20 protein-coding genes are annotated in these 24,893 nt (G+C 58.3%); all 20 read right to left on the reverse strand.

Features of this window, described 5'->3' with window-relative positions; translation table 11 throughout:
* Positions 1–3,360: a carbamoyl-phosphate synthase large subunit gene (carB, locus tag QP977_RS09205; RefSeq protein ID WP_049193726.1), complete on the reverse strand. Its 3,360-nt coding sequence runs from the start codon at positions 3,358–3,360 to the stop codon at positions 1–3.
* A 24-nt stretch (positions 3,361–3,384) separates the two neighbouring features.
* A complete protein-coding gene (gene carA / locus QP977_RS09210) occupies positions 3,385–4,617 on the reverse strand; it encodes a glutamine-hydrolyzing carbamoyl-phosphate synthase small subunit (RefSeq protein ID WP_255465687.1) in 1,233 nt (410 codons plus the stop codon).
* A 38-nt stretch (positions 4,618–4,655) separates the two neighbouring features.
* Positions 4,656–6,017 carry a dihydroorotase gene (locus QP977_RS09215; protein ID WP_048731852.1) on the reverse strand — a complete coding sequence of 454 codons (1,362 nt, stop codon included), beginning with the start codon at positions 6,015–6,017 and terminating at the stop codon, positions 4,656–4,658.
* Entirely contained in the window at positions 6,018–6,971 is a 954-nt protein-coding gene (locus tag QP977_RS09220) for an aspartate carbamoyltransferase catalytic subunit (protein ID WP_070827705.1), read from the reverse strand.
* Positions 6,968–7,537, reverse strand: coding sequence for a bifunctional pyr operon transcriptional regulator/uracil phosphoribosyltransferase PyrR (gene pyrR, locus QP977_RS09225; RefSeq protein ID WP_016422708.1), 570 nt, complete (start codon positions 7,535–7,537; stop codon positions 6,968–6,970). Before pyrR ends, QP977_RS09220 begins: the two co-directional genes overlap by 4 nt.
* 251 nt (positions 7,538–7,788) lie before the next feature.
* Complete coding sequence (nusB, locus tag QP977_RS09230; RefSeq protein ID WP_016422707.1) at positions 7,789–8,493, reverse strand: transcription antitermination factor NusB; 705 nt, start codon at positions 8,491–8,493, stop codon at positions 7,789–7,791.
* A 48-nt stretch (positions 8,494–8,541) separates the two neighbouring features.
* The gene (gene efp / locus QP977_RS09235; protein ID WP_016422706.1) at positions 8,542–9,105 is read right to left on the reverse strand and encodes an elongation factor P; all 564 of its coding nucleotides are present in this window, start codon (positions 9,103–9,105) and stop codon (positions 8,542–8,544) included.
* A gap of 87 nt (positions 9,106–9,192) precedes the next feature.
* A complete protein-coding gene (locus QP977_RS09240; RefSeq protein ID WP_070827703.1) occupies positions 9,193–10,365 on the reverse strand; it encodes a M24 family metallopeptidase in 1,173 nt (390 codons plus the stop codon).
* Positions 10,362–10,838, reverse strand: a complete 477-nt coding sequence (gene aroQ, locus QP977_RS09245) for a type II 3-dehydroquinate dehydratase (RefSeq protein ID WP_070601466.1) — start codon at positions 10,836–10,838, stop codon at positions 10,362–10,364. Before aroQ ends, QP977_RS09240 begins: the two co-directional genes overlap by 4 nt.
* Positions 10,838–11,944, reverse strand: coding sequence for a 3-dehydroquinate synthase (gene aroB / locus QP977_RS09250; RefSeq protein ID WP_070827701.1), 1,107 nt, complete (start codon positions 11,942–11,944; stop codon positions 10,838–10,840). Before aroB ends, aroQ begins: the two co-directional genes overlap by 1 nt.
* Before the next feature lie 87 nt (positions 11,945–12,031).
* Positions 12,032–12,553, reverse strand: a complete 522-nt coding sequence (locus QP977_RS09255) for a shikimate kinase (RefSeq protein ID WP_038628898.1) — start codon at positions 12,551–12,553, stop codon at positions 12,032–12,034.
* Between the two features lie 40 nt (positions 12,554–12,593).
* Positions 12,594–13,781, reverse strand: a complete 1,188-nt coding sequence (gene aroC, locus QP977_RS09260) for a chorismate synthase (protein WP_070827699.1) — start codon at positions 13,779–13,781, stop codon at positions 12,594–12,596.
* Between the two features lie 94 nt (positions 13,782–13,875).
* Entirely contained in the window at positions 13,876–14,487 is a 612-nt protein-coding gene (locus QP977_RS09265; protein WP_070827697.1) for a prepilin peptidase, read from the reverse strand.
* A gap of 26 nt (positions 14,488–14,513) precedes the next feature.
* Complete coding sequence (locus tag QP977_RS09270; protein WP_070601470.1) at positions 14,514–15,329, reverse strand: shikimate dehydrogenase; 816 nt, start codon at positions 15,327–15,329, stop codon at positions 14,514–14,516.
* Positions 15,330–15,343: 14 nt separating this feature from the next.
* On the reverse strand, positions 15,344–16,570 hold the full coding sequence (gene mltG / locus QP977_RS09275) for an endolytic transglycosylase MltG (RefSeq protein ID WP_070827695.1): 1,227 nt from the start codon (positions 16,568–16,570) through the stop codon (positions 15,344–15,346).
* Positions 16,571–16,830: 260 nt separating this feature from the next.
* Entirely contained in the window at positions 16,831–17,334 is a 504-nt protein-coding gene (ruvX, locus tag QP977_RS09280) for a Holliday junction resolvase RuvX (protein WP_070827693.1), read from the reverse strand.
* 37 nt (positions 17,335–17,371) lie between these two features.
* Positions 17,372–20,032: an alanine--tRNA ligase gene (alaS, locus tag QP977_RS09285; protein ID WP_101687884.1), complete on the reverse strand. Its 2,661-nt coding sequence runs from the start codon at positions 20,030–20,032 to the stop codon at positions 17,372–17,374.
* Positions 20,033–20,160: 128 nt separating this feature from the next.
* Complete coding sequence (locus tag QP977_RS09290; RefSeq protein ID WP_232250888.1) at positions 20,161–21,486, reverse strand: replication-associated recombination protein A; 1,326 nt, start codon at positions 21,484–21,486, stop codon at positions 20,161–20,163.
* Positions 21,487–21,634: 148 nt separating this feature from the next.
* Positions 21,635–22,816 carry a phosphotransferase family protein gene (locus QP977_RS09295; RefSeq protein WP_101738639.1) on the reverse strand — a complete coding sequence of 394 codons (1,182 nt, stop codon included), beginning with the start codon at positions 22,814–22,816 and terminating at the stop codon, positions 21,635–21,637.
* Between the two features lie 147 nt (positions 22,817–22,963).
* Positions 22,964–24,793 carry an aspartate--tRNA ligase gene (gene aspS / locus QP977_RS09300; RefSeq protein ID WP_070602563.1) on the reverse strand — a complete coding sequence of 610 codons (1,830 nt, stop codon included), beginning with the start codon at positions 24,791–24,793 and terminating at the stop codon, positions 22,964–22,966.
* Positions 24,794–24,893 lie beyond the last annotated feature (100 nt).

Raw genomic sequence — 24,893 nt, forward strand, 5'->3', positions numbered from 1 at the left:
TTAGGCCTGCTCCTGAGCAGCCAACTCTGCCGGGTGGAGTTCCTGCAGAGCCTTAACGCTCATCTCACCGTTGCGCAGTGCCAGAATGCCCTGCAGTGCGGCGACGGCCCCCTGAGCGGTGGTCACACAAGTTACGCCCTGGCTCACAGCAGCAGCGCGAATCTCATATCCGTCAGAGCGTGCGCCAGCAGAACCGGACGGGGTGTTGATAATGATGTCAACCTCACCGTCGCGAATCATGTCGACGATGTCGCGCTCGTCCGTCGGCGCATCGGAATCAGTCGTACGCTTTGCGACGACCTCACACTCAACACCGTTGCGGCGCAGCATACCGGCCGTACCCTCCGTTGCCAGGATGCGGAAGCCCATATCCGCCAGCGTGAGGATCGGGAAGACCAGAGTGCGCTTATCGCGGTTGGCCAGCGAGACGAAGATCGTGCCCTCGGTCGGCAGCTCACCGAAACCGGCCAGCTCGCCCTTGGCGAAAGCGGCACCAAAGTTGTCTGCCAAGCCCATGACTTCACCGGTGGACTTCATCTCCGGGCTCAGCAGGCTGTCGAGAGCGCGGCCCTCGAAGTCGCGGAAGCGGTTGAACGGCAGGACGGCTTCCTTAACCGCAATCGGAGCGTCAGCAGGCAGAGAGCCACCGTCGAAGTTGGACGGAATCATGCCCTCTTCGCGCAGTTCCGCGATAGTAGCGCCCATCATGACGCGGGACGCGGCCTTAGCCAGCGGAACTGAGGTTGCCTTGGAGACAAACGGTACGGTACGAGATGCACGCGGGTTGGCCTCGATGACGTAGAGCGTCTCGTCCTTGAGTGCGTACTGAACGTTCATCAGGCCCTTGACACCGATGCCGTGTGCCAGTGCCTTGGTGGATTCACGCACCTTGTCGATGATGCCTGCAGACAGAGTCATCGGAGGCAGCGCACACGCGGAGTCGCCGGAGTGAATACCGGCTTCCTCAATGTGCTCCATAACGCCGCCGAGGTAGACCTCTTCCCCATCACACAGTGCATCAACATCAATCTCGATGGCGCTGTCCAGGAAGCGGTCAACCAGTACCGGGTGCTCATTGGACAGCTCGGTAGCGCGGTTGATGTAGTCCTCCAGAGTGGCCTCATCGTAGACGATTTCCATGCCACGGCCGCCGAGGACGTAGGACGGACGGACCAGCACCGGGTAACCGATACCAGCGGCAACCTGGCGAGCTTCTGCGAAGGAGGTGGCGGTACCGAACTCCGGCGCCGGCAGCTTCGCCTCAGCCAGCACCTTGCCGAACTCACCGCGGTCCTCAGCCAGGTCGATTGCCTCTGGGCTAGTGCCGACAATCGGAACGCCTGCGGCCTGCAGACGCTCCGCCAGGCCCAGCGGAGTCTGGCCACCGAGCTGAACAATGACGCCTGCGACCTTTCCGGACTGGCTCTCAGCGTGGTAGACCTCGAGGACATCCTCGAAGGTCAATGGCTCGAAGTAGAGGCGATCTGCGGTGTCGTAGTCGGTGGAAACCGTTTCCGGGTTGCAGTTGACCATGACGGTCTCGTACCCAACCCGGGAGAGCTCGAGCGCCGCGTGGACACAGGAGTAGTCGAACTCAATACCCTGGCCGATGCGGTTAGGACCGGAACCGAGGATGATGACCTTTTCCTTCTCGGTCTGCGGGGCGACCTCGGACTCAGCAGCCGGGTCCAGCTCGTATGCCGAGTAGTGGTACGGAGTCTGTGCTTCGAACTCGGCGGAGCAGGTATCGACAGTCTTGAATACGGGGTGGATGTTCAGGCGCCAGCGCAGCTCGCGCACGCCGTCTTCCCCGGCCAATTCCGGACGCAGCGCAGCAATCTGGGCGTCGGACAGTCCCCAGTACTTAGCCTCACGCAGCAGGTCGGAGGTCAGCACCGGAGCGTCGATAAGCTCCTTGCGGATATCCTGCAGGTTTTCCATCTCGGCGATAAACCACGGATCCAGGCCGGAAGCTTCGTGGATCTGCTCGATGGAAGCACCCAGACGCTGAGCCAGCTCAACGTCGTAGATGCGACCTTCAGTCGGACGCTTCAGATCCTCAAGGACAGCGTTGACATCGTTTGCGCGCTCACCTGCGAAGTCCTCATCCGGAACAGTCCAGAAACCAGCTGGCTTGTTCTCCAGCGAACGCATGACCTTACCGAGCGCGCCGATGTAGTTACGGCCGATAGCCATGGCCTCACCGACGGACTTCATGGTGGTGGTCAGCGTATCGTCAGCACCTGGGAACTTCTCGAAAGCAAAGCGTGGAGCCTTGACAATCACGTAGTCCTGCACCGGCTCAAACGCTGCCGGGGTTTCACCGGTGATGTCGTTGGTGATCTCATCGAGGGTGTAGCCGATAGCCAGCTTGGCAGCAATCTTTGCAATCGGGAAACCAGTTGCCTTGGAAGCAAGCGCCGACGAGCGGGAGACACGCGGGTTCATCTCAATGGTGATGATGCGGCCGTCATTCGGGTTGATGGCGAACTGGATGTTACAGCCACCGGTGTCAACGCCGACCTCACGCAGAATTGCGATGCCTTGGTCACGCATGGTCTGGAACTCGCGGTCGGTCAGAGTCATCGACGGGGCGACAGTCACCGAGTCACCAGTGTGGACACCGAGGGCATCAACGTTTTCAATGGAGCAGACCACGACGACGTTGTCGTCGCCATCGCGCATGAGCTCGAGCTCAAATTCCTTCCAGCCGAGGATGGACTCCTCGATCAGAACATTGGCCTCGGGCGATGCGGCCAGGCCGCCACCTGCAATACGGTCGAGGTCTTCCTGGTTGAAGGCCAGACCGGAACCCAGACCGCCCATGGTGAACGAAGGGCGAACAACGACCGGAAGACCGAGCTCTGCAACAGTCTCATGGACTTCTTCCATGTTGTGGCAGACGCGGGAACGAGCGGATTCGCCACCAATCTTGGCGACGATGTCCTTGAACATCTGGCGATCCTCACCGCGCTGAATGGCCGGAATATCAGCACCAATCAGCTCGACATTGTACTTCTCCAGAATGCCCTCGCGGTCCAGCTGAATAGCTGCGTTCAGTGCAGTCTGGCCACCGAGAGTTGCCAGGACAGCGTCAATCGGGTTGCCCTCTGCAGCTTCCTTGGCCAGAATCTTTTCGATGTACTTGGTTTCAATCGGCTCGATATAGGTGGAGTCTGCGAACTCCGGGTCAGTCATAATCGTTGCCGGGTTGGAGTTGACCAGCGTGACTCTCAGGCCCTCTTCGCGCAGCACGCGGCAAGCCTGGGTGCCGGAGTAGTCGAACTCGCAGGCCTGACCGATAACAATCGGGCCGGAGCCGATAACCAGTACGTGGTTGATGTCTGTACGACGTGGCATGGTGTTAGGTCCCTTAGCCCTTTCCTACTTGTTCGAGTTTCCGGTTGCGGACTTGTTGAAATCGACCTTCTGGATCAGCGCCAGGAAGTCATCAAAGAGAGAGTGCGCATCGTGCGGGCCGGCTGCGGACTCCGGGTGGTACTGCACAGAAAAGGCCATGCCGTTCTTCAGTGCGACACCTTCCACGACGTCGTCGTTAAGGCAGGTGTGCGTAACCTCTGCCTCGCCCCACGGGGTATCGAAACTCTCGCCGGCCTTGCCTTCAAGTGCGAAACCGTGGTTCTGAGCGGTGATAAAAATACGGCCAGTGCGGTGGTCTTTCACCGGAACATTGACGCCGCGGTGACCGAAGACCAGCTTGTAGGTATTCAGGCCGAGTGCGCGACCAAGAATCTGGTTACCGAAGCAGATACCGAATAGCGGCATGCCGTCATCGAGGGCAGCCTTGGCGACCGCAACCATTTCATCAGCAGTTGCCGGGTCACCCGGGCCGTTGGACAAGAAGACACCGTCCGGCTGGTATTCCTTCTTAATATCTTCGTACGGAGTGTTAGCCGGAACAACTACGACTTCCAGGCCACGCTTAGCCAGCTCACGCGGGGTGTTGGACTTGATGCCCAGGTCGTAGGCCACAACACGTGCCTTCTTCTCCCCCTGTGGTTCCACGACATAGGCCTCATCGGTGCTGACCTCGCGAGCCAGGTCCGCGCCCTTCATCGCAGGCTGAGCGCGAACGATTTCCACCAGCTTATCGACGGGCTGCTGTGCGTCCTCACCGGAGAAAATACCAGCGGCAATCGAGCCATTGTCGCGCAAATGGCGAACCAGCGCGCGGGTATCAATCTGGCGGATACCGATGATGCCCTGTGCCTTCAGTTCATCTTCCAAGCTGCGCTCCGAGCGCCAGTTGGAGGGAATGCGCGACAAATCGCGGATAATAAAGCCAGCTGCCCAAATCTTGTTTCCGCGGGACTCGTAGTCCTCATCGTTCCAACCGGTGTTGCCGATCTGTGGTGCGGTAGCCACAATCAGCTGGCGGTGGTAGGACGGGTCCGTCAGGGTTTCCTGGTAGCCCGTCATAGCGGTGGTAAAAACTGCCTCACCCAGGGTTGTACCGGTGGCGCCGAAACCGCGTCCGCGGAACACTCGGCCATCTGCCAATACCAGGACTGCCGCTGTAGCGGCCGCGGCCTGCGACTCGTTGCTCACGTTATTGCCTTTCAGTTGGGTAGCGTGCGAGGAATTTACATTAATCATACGGGACGCATGTGAATGTTTATGCGTTGACATGAATATTATCCAGCGACCTCTCCGTTAAGAGCGGTCACCTTACCGCGCAGCACGGTAGCTGCCACGGACACGGCCATCTCCATTTCCTCATATGGAGTGTTCTCAGACTTCGATGCCAGGTCTTCGCCGCGGACCGTCCACTTTTTGCCCGGGTCAACAACGGTCAGGTTGGCAGGCTCACCGACAGCAATCGGACGGCCGTGCCCCGGTAGCTTCACGATTTGAGCGGGACGCTCACTCATGACCTTGGCCAGCCAGCGCCAATCACAATCGCCCTTCAAAACGAACTCTTCGGCGATGATTGGCATCGAGGTCTCCAGACCAAGCATGCCGGGCTTAGCGTGCTCGAACTCGCAGCACTTTTCTTCAGAGCCGTGCGGAGCGTGGTCGGTAGCGACACAGTCAATGATCCCGTCAATCAGAGCCTGACGCAGAGCCAGGGTGTCGCGCTGCTCACGCAGCGGCGGATTGACGCGGTAGACGCCGTCGTAGGTCTCCAACTTCTCATCGGTGAGAATCAGGTGATGCGGGGTAACCTCGGCGGTCAGCGGAATATCATGCTCCTTTGCCCACTTGACCAGCTCAACCGTGCCTTCGGTGGAAGCGTGGCAGATGTGCATGCGTCCGCCGTAGTCGCGAGCCATAATGGCATCTCGGGCCACGATGGACTCCTCAGCTACGCGCGGCCACCCGGTCAGGCCGAGTCGTGCGGCGGTCGGACCTTCGTGAGCCGATGCATCTGCGGTCAGACGCGGATCTTCGCAGTGCTGCGCCAGCAATACGTCTTCGCCGCGGGCGTATTCAATCGCGCGCCGCATAATCAGCGGATTGTCAACGCACTTACCGTCATCGGAGAACATGCGTACCTTCGCCTGCGAGTCTGCCATCATGCCGAACTCAGTCAGCGTCTCGCCCTTCAGCCCCTTAGTAATGGATCCGACCGGGTGAACGTCGCAGAGGTTCAGCGCCTGGCCCTTGAGCCACACCGACTCAGCAATCGAGGGGTCATCGGTTACCGGCGCGGTATTGGCCATAGTGAACACTGCGGTGAAACCACCACGTGCTGCGGCAGCGGAACCAGTGGCCAGGGTTTCCGTATCTTCACGGCCCGGCTCGCGCAGGTGCACATGGATGTCAACCAGACCTGGCAGAAGGACCAGCGAGTCGAACTCCAGGACCTCTACCCCGTCCTCGGCCGTGAGATCTTCTCCAATCTCAGCGATAACGCCATCTTCGATCAAGACGTCGACGTCTTCGCCTTCACCGTAGGGACGCACACCCTTCAGCAGCAGCTGTCCCCGTGCGGGTGCTGCCAATGGTCCTACCTCGGGGTACGAGGCTTCGTCATACTCATTGCGATTCGACATTTATGCCTGCCCTTCCAAGTTGGCGGAAACACCTGAGGTCAGCAGTGTGAAAAGAACTGCCATGCGGACGTGGACACCGTTGGCTACCTGCTGCAGCACGGCGGTGCGCGGCAGATCAGCGACGGCGTCGTTAATTTCCATGCCACGAAGCATCGGACCTGGGTGCATCACGATGCAGTCGTCGCGAAGCATCTTCTCGCGAGCCTTCGACAGCCCGTAGCGAGTGGCGTATTCGCGATGGGATGGGAAGAAGCCTCCGTTCATGCGCTCCTGCTGAACGCGGAGCATCATCACGGCATCAGCATCGCGGATCTCGTCTTCCATGCGGTAGGCAACACGCACCGGCCAGGTCTCGATGCCAAACGGCAGCAGCGTCGGTGGCGCGACGAACACGACCGCGGCGCCGAGCTTGCTTAGCAGATCGGCGTTAGAGCGAGCGACGCGAGAGTGCAAAATATCGCCAACGATGACGACCTTGCGCCCCTCAATTCCACCGAGGCGCTGACGCAACGTCACCGCGTCCAGGAGAGCCTGCGTCGGGTGCTGGTGCTTTCCGTCACCCGCGTTGATGATCGATGGGCCGTTGCCAAATTCCTCAGTCCACTTGGCGATCAGCTGTGCCGCGCCCGACGATGGGTGCCTAACGACGATGGCATCGCCGCCGATAGCATCCAAAGTCAGCGCGGTGTCTTTCAGACTTTCGCCTTTCTTCACAGAGGAAGAGGAAGCCGAGATATTAATAACATCGGCGCTCATCCACTTACCCGCAGTCTCAAAAGAAGAGCGGGTACGCGTGGAGTTCTCGTAAAAGAGGTTGTAAATAGTGCGGCCGCGCAGGGTCGGCAGCTTCTTAATTTCCCGACCGCGGATGACCTCCTTGAAACGATCGGCCTCATCCATCAGGCCGACAATTTCATCCTTGGTCAAATCCGCAATGCTAATCAGGTGTTTCACTGTTCCTCCGCCCGGGTGAGAATAACCGCGTCACGGCCGTCAAGTGCCTCTACCAGCACATCGACGTCTTCGTCGCGGGAAGTTGGCAGATTCTTACCGACGTAATCGGCGCGAATTGGTAGTTGACGATGACCACGATCAACCAGCACTGCAAGCTGAATTACTCGCGGGCGACCGATGTCAGCAATAGCGTCGAGTGCGGCACGAATTGTGCGACCTGAGAAGAGGACATCGTCTACGAGAACAACGGTGGTACCGTCGATTCCGGAGTTTGGAATGTTCGTGGGCTGCAGGGCGCGGTGCGGGCCCTTGCGCAAGTCATCCCTGTACAGGGTGATATCAAGCGATCCAGTTTCCGGGCGAATGCCGGAGAACTGTTCAATCAAATCGGCTAGCTTCTCCGCCAGCGGTACGCCACCAGATGGAATGCCGAGGAGAACTACGCGCCCAGCATTTGGGCTATCCAGCGCAGTTTTTTCAATAATTTGGTGCGCGATGCGCGCGATGGTACGTGCAACTTCGTCTGCATTGAGCAGCTCGGTTGTTTGCGGCGTTCCTTCGCTCATCGTGACCTCCTTCCCCGCCTCTCAGTGCGGTCCGTTAAAGGATGTCTTGATTGTGGATATTTGATTATCAGTTTGCGTGACCCGCAACTACGGTCGCGGTGCAAACTTCCGCTGACCAGAATAGCACTCACACTTAAATTGCCTCTAAATGCAACAAAACTCCAAGCCCCCAAAAAAGGGACTTGGAGTTTCAGACAATCCGCGAGAACCGACTGCGATCGGCTCGCAGTGAGCCCGGCCGCTTTGATTGGCTAGGACCCGTTCTCGCTCTTAGCCACGTCTTCAGCCACCAGCTTGGCAATATCGCTCATGTCCAGGCCGGTAATCTTAGCCATCTCATCGGAGTCAGCCAGTGCCTTGTCAGCTTCCTCATTTGCAGCAGCCTGTGCCTGAATAGCCTCGTCGAACTGGGACTCGCCCACCGAAGTGCTAACAGCTGCTGCTGCCAGGCGTGCCTGGTCGGCAATCTTGGCCTCGGCATCGAGAACTGCGTTGATGTACGGTGCCGCCACATCAGTGGAGTATTCCGATGCCAGCTCAACGCCTTCCACCACGGCCACACGCGGAGGCACGTCGGAGTTGTAGAACAGCTCCCAGGTGGAAAGACGCAAGATAGCACGGTCGACTGCCGGTAGGCGACGCAGCGGCCACTCCTCCGTCAGGTACGAGGAAATCGTCGAGTCGATACCGATAATTTCGGCAGCTACACCGCGCACGATCTGCTCGGTGTACTCCGCAATTGGATTCACATCCAGATCTGGATTACGGACCATTTCCAGCCGCTCTTCAAGAAGCTTGACGACGTCGACGCCTCGCTGCTCGGCCTCAAATAGCAGATCTACCGCACGACGGCGCGCACGGTAGCGCGCGCCGTGGCGCTTGTAGTTAGGTTCGCGAACTTTCGCGGACTCCTGCGCATCCGGGGTCTCGACGGACTTGTGATCCTTTTCAGTCATGGATGTGTATGTATCGCTCTCAACAAAAGGGTGAACTAGATGAGGGAATTAGTGGTTGACGCGGGACAGGTAGGAGCCGTCACGGGTGTCGACCTTCAGTACGTCGCCGGTTTCGATGAACAGCGGCACCTGAATCTCAGCGCCAGTCTCCAAAGTTGCCGGCTTGGTGCCACCGGTGGAGCGGTCGCCCTGCAGACCCGGGTCGGTCTGCTCAACCTTCAGTTCAACCGAAACAGGCATTTCAGCGAAAAGAACGTTGCCCTCATGGAAGGACACCTGGCAGGTGGTTTCCGGAAGCAGGAACTTAGCACCCTCCGGCATCTGAGCGTCCAGGATGGAAATCTGGTCGTAGGTCTTGTCGTCCATGAAGACGTATCCTTCACCGTCGTGGTACAGGTACGTCATGTCGCGACGGTCGACGGTAGCAGTCTCAATCTTGACGCCAGCGTTGAAAGTCTTGTCAACAACCTTGCCGGTCAGAACGTCCTTCAGCTTGGTGCGGACGAATGCCGGACCCTTACCTGGCTTGACGTGCTGGAACTCCACGATCTGCTGAAGCTTATTGTCGTGCTTGATAACTAGACCGTTTTTAAAATCTGCGGTGGTAGCCAACTAAACTCTCCTGAAATTGTTAAAAAGCTCTCTGACGAAACCACGATACTCCGTATCTCATCGAGAGAAAAATAAAACGCCGTGATGTTAGGCCCGCGGTTTCGGCAGCTGCGTAATAATTTCCGGCTCGGTGTCGGTGATAATCAACGTATCTTCGATGCGCACACCGCCGAACCCCGGCACATAAATACCAGGCTCGATGGTCAACGTCATGCCAGCTGCCAACTTCCCCTTGCCGGTGCGAGCAGCAAATGGAGCCTCATGCACCTCAATACCGATTCCGTGGCCGGTGGAATGAACGAAGTGCTCCCCATAACCAGCCTTTTCAATAATGTCCCGGCATGCTGCGTCTACAGCCACAACATCAGCCCCTGGCACGGCCGCTTTTACGCCAGCCAGCTGGGCTTCCAGCACGACATTGTAAATCTCTCGGGCCTTCTCGTCTGCGAACTCCACCCCGGCAACAATCGCGCCGTCCAAATCTGACGACGTATTGTTCGGACCGTTTTCGCTTGACGACGTTCCCGCCTCACCGGCAAAGAGGGTACGTGTCATATCTGAGTTGTAGCCCCCGGCAAAGGCGCCAAAGTCAATAGTGACCAGGTCACCTGCCTCGATTACGCGATCTTCCGCTCCGTGGTGTGGCTTGGCGGAATTCGGGCCGCTCGCGACAATCGTGTCGAAGCTTGGCCGATCGGCGCCATGCATGCGCATGCGGTACTCCAACTCTGCGGCGACTTCGCGCTCCGTGCGGCCGGCGACCACGATGCCGTCGTGAAGCAAGTCCTCGAATGCGCGGACCGCGATGTCGGCGACGTGGCGCAGAGCGACGAGTTCTGTATCGGACTTGACCTCCCGCAGTTTAGAGACGACGCCCGTAGTCGATACCAGCTCGAGTGCCTGTGGCCGGGCATCCTCTAGCTCTTGATAAGCGGCCATAGTGAGGAACTCAGATTCAACACCAAGACGCGAGATATCCAGCTTTCGGCATTGACCGACGAGTGCCACGCCGGTGTTGCGGGCGGTGAGTAACTCCACGTCCGGTGCCTGTTTGCCAGCCTGAACCGTATAGCGGCCGTCGGTGGAAAGCAGCGCTTCCCCACTGGCCGCAACAATCAAACCAGCATTCGAGCCGTGGAAACCTGTAAGCCAACCAACATGCGTCGGATCGACTGTGAGGAAACCGTCGCAGTCGTTGTCGGTCAATGCGTCGATAAGAGCGGCTCGGCGGGCGGCGTAGTTCGTGGAGATATCTGTCATAGTGTCGTACTCACCCTTCTCAGTGCCATGGAATAGCCATCAGTTCCACATCCGACGATAACGCCCGCGGCAAGCGCCGAAAGATACGAGTGATGCCGAAACTCCTCCCGGGCGTGAATGTTTGAAATATGAACCTCGTGGAAGCCCGCGCCGTCAGCAATCTCGGCAAGCGCGTCCCGTAGGGCGACGGAGGTGTGTGTCAACCCTCCTGGGTTGATAATTACTGGCCAACCGTAATCGGCAGCTTCGTGAACCCACTCGATGAGTTGACCTTCATAGTTGGATTGGCGGCAATCCACTACGACGCCAAGCTCCTTGGCTAGGGTGCGAAGTTCAGATTCGACATCGGCCAAAGTAGTGGCACCGTAAATTTCTGGCTGACGCTTGCCCAGACGGTCGAGGTTCGGGCCGTTCAGAACAAGCACGGTCGGAATCGCCGTTGTGGCATCCGTTGCTGCACGAAGAGAGGTCATTAGCGGGTTGACTCCTCAGATGCGGCCTGCCCATTGTTGCAGAGCAGTTCGTATGCACGCTCGAGGTCATCCATGCCCGGACCTTCAAGACGGGCTGTTTCACCGGGGCGTTCCAGAATAACGAATCGGATCGCACCATCCCGGTTCTTCTTATCCCTGGTCATAGCATCGTAGAGCTCGGTAAAACGACCCGCCTGGTAGGTCGTTGGCAGCCCAATGGACTCTAGGATGCGACGGTGGCGGTCTACAAGTTCCTGATTAATATGTCCGGTAATCTTGGCCAGCTCGGCGACATAAACCATGCCTACAGCTACGGCGTGGCCATGGCGCCAGCGGTAGTTTTCAAAGTGCTCAACGGCATGACCGAAAGTGTGGCCATAGTTCAGGATCTCGCGGAGGCCAGATTCCTTCAAATCCTCAGCGACAACGCGTGCCTTGACAGCAATCGCGCGCTCGACCAGTTCTGGCAAGTCACCGTCAACATCGAGGCAGGTCTGCGGGTTTGCCTCGTAAAGATCGAGAATCTTCGTGTCCGCGATAAATCCAGCCTTGATGATCTCTGCCGAGCCCGCAATCAGTTCAGCCTTCGGCAAGGTGCGCAGGACATCCAGGTCACAGAACACCGCGGCAGGCTCGTGGAAGGCGCCGACCAGGTTCTTTCCGGCTGCAGTGTTGATACCGGTCTTACCGCCGACAGCTGCGTCGACCATGCCGAGCAGCGTTGTCGGGACCTGGATAACCTTCACTCCACGCATCCACGCGGCGGCGACGAATCCACCGAAATCTGTGGCTGCACCGCCGCCAATCGCGATTACCGCGTCACGCCGGCCCAGACCGCGTTCACCAAAAGTGTCCCAAACTGTTTCAGCAACTGTGAGCGTCTTACCCTCCTCCGCATCCGGAATCTGGATGCTGAAGGCATCGACTCCCTTGTCCGCCAGTGCCTTGATGACGCCGAAGCTCAACTCTTGAACGCTCCCCTGGTGAATCACCGCAACCTGGGAGGCAAAGGTAGCGGCCTCCGCAATCTGCTCGGTGAGTCCATGCCCCATGGTCACCGTGTACGGGGATGGGCCTTCAACACGGATTGTGCGGGTTGAGTTCATTGTCAGTCCCTAGTCGTTAGCGTAAGAAATGTATGGAGTTGCTGGTTATGCGGCAGTGATTAGCTACCGCCATTTAATAGTCGCCAGTTAAGCCTCGTCGCAGGTTTCATCGAGGTAGCTGAGGATCTCGGCTACAACGCGCTGCGGGGAACGTTCGTCGGAACGCACCTTGAAAGTGGCTGCATCTTCGTAGAAAGCTCGGCGAGCCTCATAGAGTGCGCGGTAATGAGCCTCTGGGTCAGCCGCCTGGAGTACCGGGCGCGAATTGTTACCCGCGGTACGGCGGACGCCCTCTGCAATGCTGATCTCGAGGTAGACGACGTTATGGTCTGCCAGCAGGTCACGGGTCGCCTGCGAAATCACGGCACCACCGCCAAGTGAGACGATTCCGTCGTGGGTCAGAGCCTCTGCCACGACTTGTTCCTCGATGCGACGGAATTCCGGCTCTCCCAGCTCGGAAAAGACTTCCCCACAAGTCTTGCCCATGCGCTGTTCAATCATCTCATCGGTATCGGTGAGTCTTGTGCTCAATGCACGAGACAGTCGACGACCGATGGTGGACTTTCCCGATCCGGGCGGTCCGACAAGGACAATAGTAGGAACGGACATTCCCCTCGTTTTACCCTTCTTCGTGTGCGCGACAGTGGCGCTATTTCCAATCAAGGCGACGTCGAGTCTGCTCCAAGTAGCCCTCAACGTTACGCTTGGTTTCCTCCAGGCTATCGCCGCCGAACTTCTCCATTACTGCACGCGCCAGTACTAGCGCAACCATTGCCTCTGCGACAACACCACCGGCCGGGACCGCGCAGACATCAGAGCGCTGGTGGATTGCGGTAGCTGCATCGCCGCTGTCCATATCAACGGTCTTCAGCGCACGCGGGACGGTCGAAATTGGCTTCATCGCAGCACGTACAACGAGAGGTTGAGCATTAGTCATGCCACCCTCCAGGCCACCGGCGCGGTTAGTTTCACGATCCACGCCGTCGTCGGTACGCACCATTTCGTCATGGGCCTCGGTGCCACGGCGACGGGCTTCCTCAAAACCGTCGCCGATCTCCACGCCCTTGACGGACTGAATTCCCATCAAGGCACCTGCAAGCTGCGAATCCAGACGGGCATCACCGGAAATGTGCGATCCCAGGCCCACCGGCAGACCGTGGACAACGACCTCAACGATGCCACCGAGAGTGTCGCCCTGCTTCTTGGCGGCCTTGATTTCGTCAATCATCGACTCCTCCGCAGCTGCGGAGAATGCACGCACTGGCGACTCGTCAATCTTGTCCTGATCGGCGAAGGTCGGCAGTGGCCCCTCGAAGGGTTCGGAACGACCGATGGAAATAACGTGGCTGACAACTTCCACACCGAGAGTCTCACGCAGAATTGAGCGGGCCACAACCGATGCCGCCACACGTGCTGCAGTCTCACGAGCCGATGAACGCTCCAGGATGTTTCGAGCATCGGTGTGGTTGTACTTCAGCATGCCGTTGAAATCGGCATGCCCCGGGCGCGGGCGGGTTAAGGTGGCGCCACGAGCTGTATCCAGAACAGCTGGGTCAACCGAATCCGGGCTCATGACCTCAGTCCACTTGGGCCATTCGGAGTTGCCGACCATTATGCCAATCGGCGATCCCAGCGTCTCACCATGTCGAATGCCAGTCAGCAGCGTGACCTCATCAGCCTCAAACTTCATTCGCGCGCCTCGACCATAACCGAGGCGGCGGCGTGCGAGGTGGCGTGATACGTCATCTGTAGTCAGGGGAAGTCCGGCTGGCGCACCTTCTACGAGAGCGATAAGCGCTTTGCCGTGAGATTCACCCGCGGTAGTCCAACGAAGCATAGGTATCATAATGTCACGTTTGCCGTACTTCTTGTGCATTTGGGGGCATACAAGTATCAAATATGCCCCATTTTATCGCCCCTGGTCTACCGCTTCAGGGGACTTGTAGGTGCCCTCCGCTTATCCCCCACACAATGGCGGTTGCTGCAAGCATCGCAGGCCCATGAGCCACGCTCGCCGGTACAAGCGCTGTTTTTGCTTTACGACGGTCACCCAAGCGCCGCTTTCCCGCGGTGGCTCCTGCTATGAGGAGAGTGAGTCCCGCAGCCAACAGAATTGCCACTGCAATCCAGATTGCTGCCGCCACCGGCTCGCCCGATACCAGACCGACACCGCCACCGAGAATTGCTGCGAGCTTCACATCTCCAGCCCCCATAGAGCGTGGGTTAAACATAAAGACTGCTACATAGAGGCCAAACCAGAGGCCTATCCCCATTCCTACGGCTGCGACCGCAGTGACGAGATTGTCAGCCAAGGTGCCTTTATGCTGGAGCACCATTCCAGTGATCGCTATCAGGCCCACTCCCCCTAGCATCAACCACCAGTTCGGCAGTCTTCGCCGGGTCACATCCAACCAGCAGCCAGTACCGCCCCAGCCGAGAACAAGCAACACGACTAGATAATAGAAAACCCGGTCAAGGTAGACCGGGTCAATCCTGTACTGTCCAATTGGAGACAGCCCTATCTCAATTATGTCCCACCCCATAACTTTGAGATTCTAACGGGGGTGAGCTAGTTCGGCAGCGCTGCACGCATCGCCTCGACATCGGGAGTGCGTCCGGTGAACTGCTCAAACTGTCCCACCGCTTGATGTAGCAGCATGGACAGTCCACCGACCGCCTGTGTCCCTCCGCGTTCGGCTGCTTTCACAAGTGGGGTTGGCCAGGGATTGTAAATGACATCGAGAATCTTCGGTGCTCGAGCGAGGTAGCCAGCAACCGATTCAATTGCGGCTGACGGCACCGTAGAGACCAGCACGTCGGCATTGCCAGCAATATCTGCCAGGTTTGGAGCATCAAAAGTCACCCAAACAAATTCCATCCCCAGCGCGGCAGCTAGCGGTTCAATGTCATATGCGCGCTTGGAGCGCGCTACTACAGTCACATGATTGACACCCAGCTGCGATAGCGCCCAAAGTGCCGGTCGTGCCGTGCCACCGGCACCAACAACAACGGCGCGACCACGTGGTGCGTTCGTGCAGTCAATCTCGCGCAGTGCTCCCAATACGCCGTCACCATCAGTGTTGTCGGCAAACCAGCCCGAATCGCGACGGACCAGGGTGTTCGCTGAACCAATGAGCCGTGCGCGCTCACTGACTTCATCGGCGAAGTCCAGCGCGGCAAACTTGCCTGGCATTGTGACGGAAAACCCCTGGAAACTGGGGTCTGCGCCACCAACGACGTCGGCAAGCTCTTCGGCGTTGCACCGAATGCGGTCATAGTGCCAGTCATTCATTCCCGCAGCGCGGTAACCGGCGTTGTGAATAGCCGGCGAGTACGAGTGATCAATCGGATCTCCCAGCACGGCTGCGCGATGAGTTATAGGCATAGGAGTTCTACCTCTTAGCGGTTGGAATCCAGCACGCCATTGCTGCGTGACTCGTCAATAGCGGCCTCGTGCTCTTCGAAGGTCGTGCTAAAGACGGTATTCCCTTCCTTGTCCACCGTGACAAAATACAGCCAGGTTCCGTCAGCCGGATTTTCCATGGCACGAATCGCCTCGATGGAGGGCGAAGCAATAGGGGTTTCCGGCAGCCCCTCCTTGGCGTAGGTGTTCCATGCGGTCTTTCGCGCGCGGTCCTCATCCGTGGTTGCGATTTCCTGATCCGGCAGATCGTAATTGACTGTCGAGTCGAACTGCAGCTGCATCGGTTCGTCGAGACGGTTGAGAATAACGCGAGCGACCTTATCGAAGTCACCATCTGGCGACTCCATCTGAATCAGAGAAGCTGCGGTAATCAACTCGTATGGAGATAGACCAACCATGTCCGCCGAAGCCATGAGGCCCGTGTCCTCATAGTTCTTCACCGATTCCTTGACCAATTTTGCCAGCATCTGTTCGGGCGTCTGCTGCGGGTCAAGGTGATGAATACCCGGCGTAATGAGTCCCTCAAGACGACGGGGGTCGTTGCCGCGCGCAGCTACCGCGTCCCGTGCCCATTCTGGAACACCGAGCGCGGCCAAATCGGCCTCCCCAGCAGCACGTTCGAGGTCGGCCTTGGACACGCAGTCATTGTCCTCAACACAAGTGGCCTCAGAAATAAGCGAGAAAATTCCCTTACGTACATCCGATGAGGACACAATGCGGGTATCGGCGAAACGGACGCCAGTCGGAATGTCAACGGTACCGACCTGATTTTCGACATTCAGAAGAGCCTCGACGGTCTCGGCGGCCTTCATCCGCTGATGGAGTCGGTAGAAACCCGGCTGCAATTCACTTGAATGGGAGTTCTCATTCGCGGCCTGGATGAACGCACGGGAAGACTTGACGACGCCGCTTTCCACCAATTGGTTGGACAAATCAGTAAGTGACGTGCCTTCACTGACTTCGACAATCGTCAATGGACCCTCAGCTTTGCCATCGTAATCGTCAACAATGCCGCCACGATTCCAGACGAGGCCAATCACTCCGAGGACCAACACGCATAACAGCACAGAAGTCACGTTGATTGCCACTGCCGTTTGGCGGTGACGAACTCGAGGCTTTGTCCCACCGCTACGAGCACCAGCGCGGTCCCGGTCGGCACGGCCGCTAGCAGTGCGGCGCGCAGTCTGCGCGTCTTTACTCATCAATAATCTCCTCGAATGCAGCTCACTCTCCCATCGGTATCAGCAAGGAGTCCTCCCATTTGGGTACGACACGCGACTGATAACGACTGGTGCGACATAGCTTTACGACGAAGTCGTAGCACTAGGTTGCATTGTAGGTGTGAATCGCCACTTCAACTTTTCAAATCCCATGCACGAAGAAAACGTGCTCAGGTATTACACACTTAATAATTGCGCAAAGGTGGGTGAATTGTCACCTTTCGGTAACTTTTGTGTGCCCCCTAGTCGGTACTTTCGTCCAAAGCTTTTGCCCGTCTGTCCAACCAGGATTGTAGAATTTCTACTGCCGCAGCCTGGTCAATAATCTTCCGCCCGGACTTAACATCAATACCTGCTGCGTGCAGCCGTGATTGAGCCATTACCGTCGTCATACGCTCGTCGGCGTAATGCACTACGACTCGGTCACCGAGTCGGCGCTGCAGCCGGAATCCAACGTCAGTAGCTTTCCGCGCAGAAGTCCCGAACGTGCCGTCGAGCATAAGGGGCATGCCGACAACAATCTCGACGACCTCAAGTTCAGTGGCGAGTTCCACGAGCCGGTCAATATCCGGCCCGTCAGGATCTTTTCGCCCCGTTGCTCGAGTGACTGTTTCAACCGGGGTCGCCAGGATACAGTCGGGGTCAGAGACTGCGACACCAACGCGGACATCGCCGACGTCGATTCCGAGCCGTCGACCCCGACCGGGATCATCCTGGCCGGGGGTATCAATGCGGGGCTTAGCCATTGTTTACTGCTCTTCCGATAGCACAGCCGTTAATTGGCTACTTGGACAGTTCGGCCTCAACAGCGGCCAATGCTGCGTCGATACCGGAAGCATCAGAGCCGGAGCCCTGTGCCATTGCCGGTTTACCGCCGCCCTTGCCGCCGACCTCAGCGCCCATCAGCTTCACCAAATCGCCGGCCTTAATACCGCGATTGACGGCTTCATCCGAAACCGAGGCCACAAACGGAACCTTGCCGCCGGCGTTGGAGATCAACGCAATGACGCTTGGGCGATCCGCAAGGCGCTTCGCCAAGTCATTAGCCAGCGAACGGATGTCCTTCATCTCCGTACCGTCGGGAAGCTTAAGTCCGAGGTAGGTGACATCGCCGATGGTGCGAGCGGACTCCAGGTGAGACGCGGCATTGGCCAGCAGCTGTCCGGCCTTGAAATCAGCGAGCTGCTTCTCTGCAGCCTTGAGCTTCTCAGCCAGTGCTGCAATGCGGTCTGGCAGCTCAGCAGACGGAGCCTTGAATTCAGTGGCCAGTCGCTCAGCCAGGAGACGCTCGGTGGACAGGTAGCGGAAGGAATCGATACCCGAGTAGGCCTCAATACGGCGCACGCCCGATCCGACAGAGGACTCGCCCAGCACAGCTACCGGACCAATCTGCGAAGAATGCGAAACGTGGGTACCGCCACACAGCTCAATTGAGAACGGGCCACCGACCTCGACAACGCGGACGATGTCGCCGTAGTTCTCGTTGAACAATGCCATGGCACCAGCTGCCTTGGCCTCTTCCAAAGGCATCTCGGCAGTATTGACAGCCCAGTCGTTGTCGACAGCCTCATTGGTGATCTGCTCAATCTCACGGAGCTGTTCCGGTGTGAGCTGCTCACCGTACTTGAAGTCGAAACGGAGGTAGCCCGGCTTATTCATGGAACCAGCCTGAGTTGCAGTATCCCCCAGTACCTGACGCAGAGCACCGTGAATCAAGTGAGTTGCAGTGTGCGCCTGACGAGCACCGTGACGCCACTGCTCGTCGACCAAAGCTTCAGCAGAGACACCCGGAGTGAATTCACCAGCGGTGACAATGCCCTTGTGCAGCCACAGTTTCTTGCCCACCTTTTGAACATCGTTGATGTGGACCACAGCGCCGGAATCAGTCACGATACGACCACGGTCAGCCAGCTGACCGCCGGCCTCGGCGTAGAGCGGAGTGCGATCGAGGATAACCTCAATCTCATCGCCCTCTGCGGCAAACGACTGCTTCTGGCCATCGGCAATGATGCCAAGAATCGTGGATTCGTCGGCAAGCCGATCGTAACCAGTGAAGGACGTCGGGTGTTCATCGATGAACTCGCGGTAGACATGCAGGTCGGTGTGCGACTGCTTCTTTGCCTGGCTGTCGGCCTTTGCGCGCGCACGCTGCTCAGCCATCTCGCGATCGAATTCCTCGCGGTCGATGGTCAGGCCGGCCTCTTCGGCCATCTCGATGGTCAGGTCGATTGGGAAGCCGTGGGTGTCATGCAGGGTGAAGGCGTCGTGACCGGATAGAACGGTTTTACCCTCTGCCTTGGCCTTGGTGGCAGCACGTTCGAACAGCTCCTCACCGGCGGACAGAGTCTTGGTGAAGGTCTTTTCCTCGGCGACGGCGACGCGGCGAATACGGTTCCAGTTCTCCGCGATCTCTGGGTACGACGGGGTCATGGTCTCGGCCGCAATACCAATCAGCTTCTCCAGCACTGGACCGTTAGCGCCGAGCAGACGCGCAGAGCGGATGATGCGGCGCAGCAGGCGACGCAGGATATAGCCACGATCGGAGTTCGAGGGGGTGACACCGTCGAGCATCAGCATCAAGCCGGTGCGGCTGTGGTCAGCGATGACGCGGAAACGGATGTTGTCCTGGTGGTTGGAGCTGTACTTCGAACCGGTGAGCCGCTCAGCTTCGTCGATAACCGGACGCAGCAGATCGGTTTCGTAGACGTTGTCGACACCCTGCAGCAGAAAAGCAACGCGCTCGATGCCCATACCGGTATCGATGTTCTTCTTCGGCAGCGGGCCAAGAATCTCGAAAGAGTCCTTGCCTGTTCCTTCGCCACGCTCGTTTTCCATGAAGACGAGGTTCCAAATCTCGATGTAGCGATCCTCGTCCGCCTCTGGGCCACCGTCAGCACCGTACTCCGGGCCGCGGTCGTAGAAAATCTCTGAACACGGGCCACACGGGCCAGGCACACCCATGGACCAGTAGTTGTCCGCCATGCCTCGGCGCTGAATGCGCTCTTCCGGCACACCAACCTTCTCGTGCCAGATGTCATGGGCCTCATCGTCATCGAGGAAAACCGTCACCCACAGCTTCTCAGCCGGGATGCCAAAGCCGCCGTCCTCAACAGCACCAGTCAGAAGGCTCCATGCATGAGTGATGGCACCTTCCTTGAAGTAATTTCCGAAGGAGAAGTTACCCGCCATCTGGAAGAAGGTGTTGTGGCGGGTGGTGATACCCACCTCTTCAATGTCCAGTGTGCGCACGCACTTCTGAATTGAGGTCGCGGTGGAGAAGTCCGGAGTCTCATTGCCGAGGAAGTAGGGCTTGAACGGCACCATGCCGGCATTAACGAACAGCAGGTTCGGGTCATCCAAAACCAGGGAGGCACTGGGGACCTCGGTGTGTCCCGCCTTTACGAAATGCTGGATGAAGCGATTTCGAATTTCATGAGTCTGCACGGTGTTCTACTTCCTCGTTTCACGTCGAGCGTCCGAGATGTTTAATACAAAACTAGCAGTCTACCCGCTCGGTTCGAGCAACTTTAAAACCACCCCACCGGCACCCCGTAGATTCCGACCGATCTCGCCTACTTCGATTTCCGGCGGCTCCCCCGGATAATTCGGCGAATGCGTCCGAGGTATTCAGCCATGCCGTTTTCACGACCGTGATTGGATGGGACGAAATAATCAGTGCCCACTAACTGATCTGGTGGATACTGTTGGGCGACGACACCCATGGGGTCATTGTGCGGGTAGATATAGTCCACCGCGTGACCAAGGTCCTTAGCCCCGCTGTAATGTCCGTCGCGCAAATGTGGTGGCACCGGTCCGGTCTTCCCGGAACGAACATCCTTCAATGCCCCGTCGATTGCGCTTATGACCGAATTCGACTTCGGTGCTGTTGCCAAGTGAATCGTGGCCTGCGCCAGCGTCAGCCGGGCTTCCGGCATCCCTATCAAGGCAACTGCCTGCGCCGCGGCGACGGCGGTTTGCAGAGCTGTCGGGTCGGCCATACCGATGTCTTCGCTGGCCAGAATAACGATTCGGCGGGCAATAAACCGAGGGTCTTCCCCACCCTCAATCATCCGCGCCAGGTAATGCAGGGCAGCATCGACATCAGATCCGCGGACGGACTTAATAAACGCGCTGGTGACGTCGTAATGCTGGTCGCCGTCGCGGTCATAGCGAACCACAGCCCTGTTGATCGAATTGGCAAGCGACTCAGCGGTAATCTGCTCACCATCGGCTACGGCTTCTGCGGCTGCCTCGAGGTACGTGAGGGAACGACGGGCATCTCCAGCTGCCAGCGCAATGAGTTGTTTACGTGCATCGTCTGTCATACTGACGCGACCATTCAGGCCGCGCTCATCGGTAAGTGCTCGATCAATGAGCGTGCCGACGGCTTCGTCGTCCAGTGGCTGCAACTGCAACAGCAGTGACCGACTGAGCAGCGGGGACACCACTGAGAAGGATGGGTTTTCCGTCGTTGCCGCGACGAGAAGGACAATCCGGTTTTCCACGGCACCCAACAGGGCATCCTGCTGGGTCTTGGAAAAACGGTGCACCTCGTCGATGAAGAGCACCGTTTGAATGCCCTGGTTAACGAGCGTGCGACGAGCAGTGTCGATAACCGCACGCACTTCCTTTACCCCGGCATTAAGCGCGGAAAGCGCTTCAAAGTGTCGTCCAGTCGCCGCGGAAATCAAACTGGCGAGAGTGGTCTTGCCAGTTCCGGGAGGGCCAAACAAAATAACGGAGGTGTCGCCGCCACCTTCGACCAGACGGCGCAACGGTGCTCCGGGGGCTAACAGGTGGTCTTGACCAACGACTTCATCGAGGTTTCGCGGTCGCATCCGAACCGCCAACGGCGCGTGTGCACCTGGGTGAAAATAGGCGCTCGCATCGGAGTTCAGGCCAGTGCTTGCTGGCCCCGCACTCCGACCTTGGCTCTTGGCCGCTGTAGGTCCGGCGACCGAAGGCTCGTCGAAAAGCCCTGGAGCGTCATCGGCGGAGCCGTTTGCACCGCCTGACGGCAGCTTATTCGGATCCGCCACGTGTGCCCTAGCCTTCCTCTTGCTCTAAGAAATCGATGACTGCATGCGCGAACTGTTCCAGCTCGTCGGCACGATCGTCCTCACACTTATGGGCGAACTGTGCAATCGCGCGAGCCGTGTTAGCCATGTCGCGCCGCTCCAGTGCTGAGCCGCCAACTTCCGGCTTCAGGTCCGTGCGTCCTTCATGCCCCACCCACAGCGCTTGTTTTGGAGAACCGAAGAAGGAAACCGTTGCGGAGATGAAAAACCAACCGAGCAACGCCGCAGCGATGAACGCCATCAAACGGCGGTCGCTCGTGCCGCGATACCAATGGTCACGAATCTCTTCCATCCAGGCACGGACAAACACGTCGACCTCTGCCTCCGATGGACGCTCCACGAAAACGTGCAGCGGGAAGCCTGCGACGACGCTGGCCACGTCGAAGATGACATCGCGGTAACCAGCCCACTCATAGTCGAGGAACTGGACCTTATCCGCCAGCAGAATGTTGTCCGGGGCGAGGTCAAACGGAGTAAACGCCCTATGCGTGCCCTTCTCAATTCGACGAGCAGCATCCTCACCGAAAGAGCGCACAGCGTCGGGAACAGGAATGCCGGACCCCTCGACAGCTCGCATACCAAAGCGAATCCCCGACACAATGCCGTGGTCACGCGCCTCGAGAGCCTCGCGATCGACCTTGTTCTTCACCCACATACGACGACGCAGGGTCTCAAATCCCTCTTCACGAGTATGCGTGTGAATATGCATCCGACCCAGCGAAGCGCCGAGGCTGCGGAATGCGCGCAATCGTCGCTCTTCATCGCCACGAAAGAGTACGTCCGCAAGAGTGTCCACGACACCGACGTCGCTGAGAACCAATAGCTGCTTTGAAACATCGTAAGCAAGAAGCTGAGGCCCCGGGCGGACGTCGTCAGGCAGTGTATTGATGAACTGGTACGCCACGACTTCCCGTAAAACGGCGGGATCGACGCCTTCAGTCGTCGTAGGAATTTGCTTTACGACGACCGTGCGTTCCTGCATAAAGGGATTTGTGGCGACCCGTACGCGGACAACAAGAGCGTTTGACTGGCCTGTAAGTACTTCTGGATCCGACAACACTGGAGTGCCGCCGAATCGTGCGGAAAGCAGTGTCGCTGCGTCTTTAACTACGCTGTCAACTTCTGCTGCAGCGTCGTCCGAGTACTCCATTGAATGCCCTTTCAATGAGCCAGTTTCAGTCAGGCGATACGGATGTTGCGTTGTGGCCAGTACCGCCTTGGTTAGGAGGAATTGGCGCCACTCGCGCTGTTCACGCTGGAGTGGCAGATCACATTCCTCGCAATGTGATTTCTTTGTTTACTTGTTGTCGCCTGCGGCGGCTGCTGCCTTAACGCCGTCTGCCTTCTGCTTTGGCTTCGGCTTGAAGTCGATACCGGTCTCCTTGCGCTGCTGAGCGGTAATCGGAGTCGGGGCGTCAGTCAACGGATCAACGCCGCCACCGGACTTCGGGAAGGCGATAACTTCGCGAATGGAGTCAACGCCGGCCAGCAGGGAAACGATACGGTCCCAACCGAATGCGATACCACCGTGCGGCGGAGCGCCGTACTGGAAGGCGTCCAGCAGGAAGCCGAACTGCTCCTGTGCCTCTTCCTCGCCGATGCCCATAACGTCGAAGACGCGCTTCTGGACATCTGGGCGGTGAATACGAATGGAGCCGCCACCAATTTCGTTACCGTTGCAGACGATGTCGTAGGCGTAAGCCAGTGCGTTGCCCGGATCCTTGTCGAAGGTATCCATGTGCTCTGGCTTCGGCGAGGTGAAGGCGTGGTGCACAGCAGTCCACTGCGAGTGGCCCAGCGCAACGTCACCGGAAGCGGTAGCGTCGGCAGCCGACTCGAACAACGGTGCGTCGACGACCCAGGTGAATGCCCAGTCGCCTTCCTTGATAAGGCCGAGCTTCTTGGCAATCTCTCCACGAGCAGCACCCAGCAGTGCACGGGAGCTCTTAGCGTCACCTGCAGCGAAGAAGATGCAGTCACCCGGCTTCGCGCCTACGTGCGCCGCGATGCCTTCACGCTCTGCGTCAGTAATGTTCTTGGCAACCGGGCCGCCCAGAGTGCCGTCCTCCCCAACGAGGATGTAGGCCAGGCCCTTTGCGCCGCGCTGGCGGGCCCAATCCTGCCAAGCGTCGAGCTGACGACGAGGCTGCGATGCGCCACCGTCCATAACAACTGCACCGACGTAATCGTTCTGGAAGACACGGAAAGTGGTGTCCTTGAAGAACTCGGTGCACTCCACCAGCGGAATGTCGAAGCGCAGGTCCGGCTTGTCAGAACCGTACTTCTCCATGGCCTCCTTGAAGGTCATGCGTGGAATCGGGGTCTGAACAGTGACACCGGCCTCAGCGAAGATAGCAACCAGAATCTCTTCTGCCAGCGCAATGACATCGTCCTGCTCGGCGAAGCTCATCTCAACGTCGAGCTGAGTGAACTCCGGCTGGCGGTCAGCGCGGAAGTCCTCATCGCGGTAGCAGCGGGCGATCTGGTAGTAGCGCTCCATGCCAGCGACCATAAGCAGCTGCTTGAACAACTGAGGGGACTGCGGCAGTGCGTAGAAAGTGCCCGGCTTCAAACGAGCCGGCACCACGAAGTCACGAGCACCTTCCGGCGTAGAGCGAGTCAACGTCGGAGTCTCGATTTCGGTGAAGTCGTGGCTGTCCAGCACCTTACGGGCTGCGCGGTTGACAGCCGCACGAAGACGCATAATCTTGGCCGGGCCTTCACGGCGTAGGTCTAGGTAGCGGTACTTCAGACGGGCTTCTTCGCCCACAGTGCCAGAAGTTCCAACATCCTCGAGCTGGAACGGCAATGCCGCCGACTCGTTGAGGATGGTCAGCTCCGTAACATTGACCTCAATTTCACCCGATGCCAGATTCGGGTTCTCGGAGCCCTCCGGGCGCTTCTCAACGACACCGGTGACCTGAATGCAGTATTCGCTGCGCAGGTGGTGTGCACGCTCAGCAACTTCGCTGTTGCGGAACACAACCTGGGCGTAACCGGAGCGGTCACGCATGTCGATGAAGATCACGCCACCATGGTCACGGCGGCGTCCTACCCAACCGGTCAGGGTTACTGTGCTGCCGGCGAGGTCAGCGCGGAGGTCTCCGGCAAGATGCGTACGAAGCACTGCGAATTGGTCCTTCCAAAATTGGTGCTATAGGGATTAACGCTGTGGATAGCGGTTTCGTCCGTGTAGTCTACCTTGAAGCCAGAAAGGTGAGAAGAAG

Source organism: Corynebacterium sp. MSK012 (assembly GCF_030232435.1).
Taxonomy (GTDB): domain Bacteria; phylum Actinomycetota; class Actinomycetes; order Mycobacteriales; family Mycobacteriaceae; genus Corynebacterium; species Corynebacterium jeikeium_D.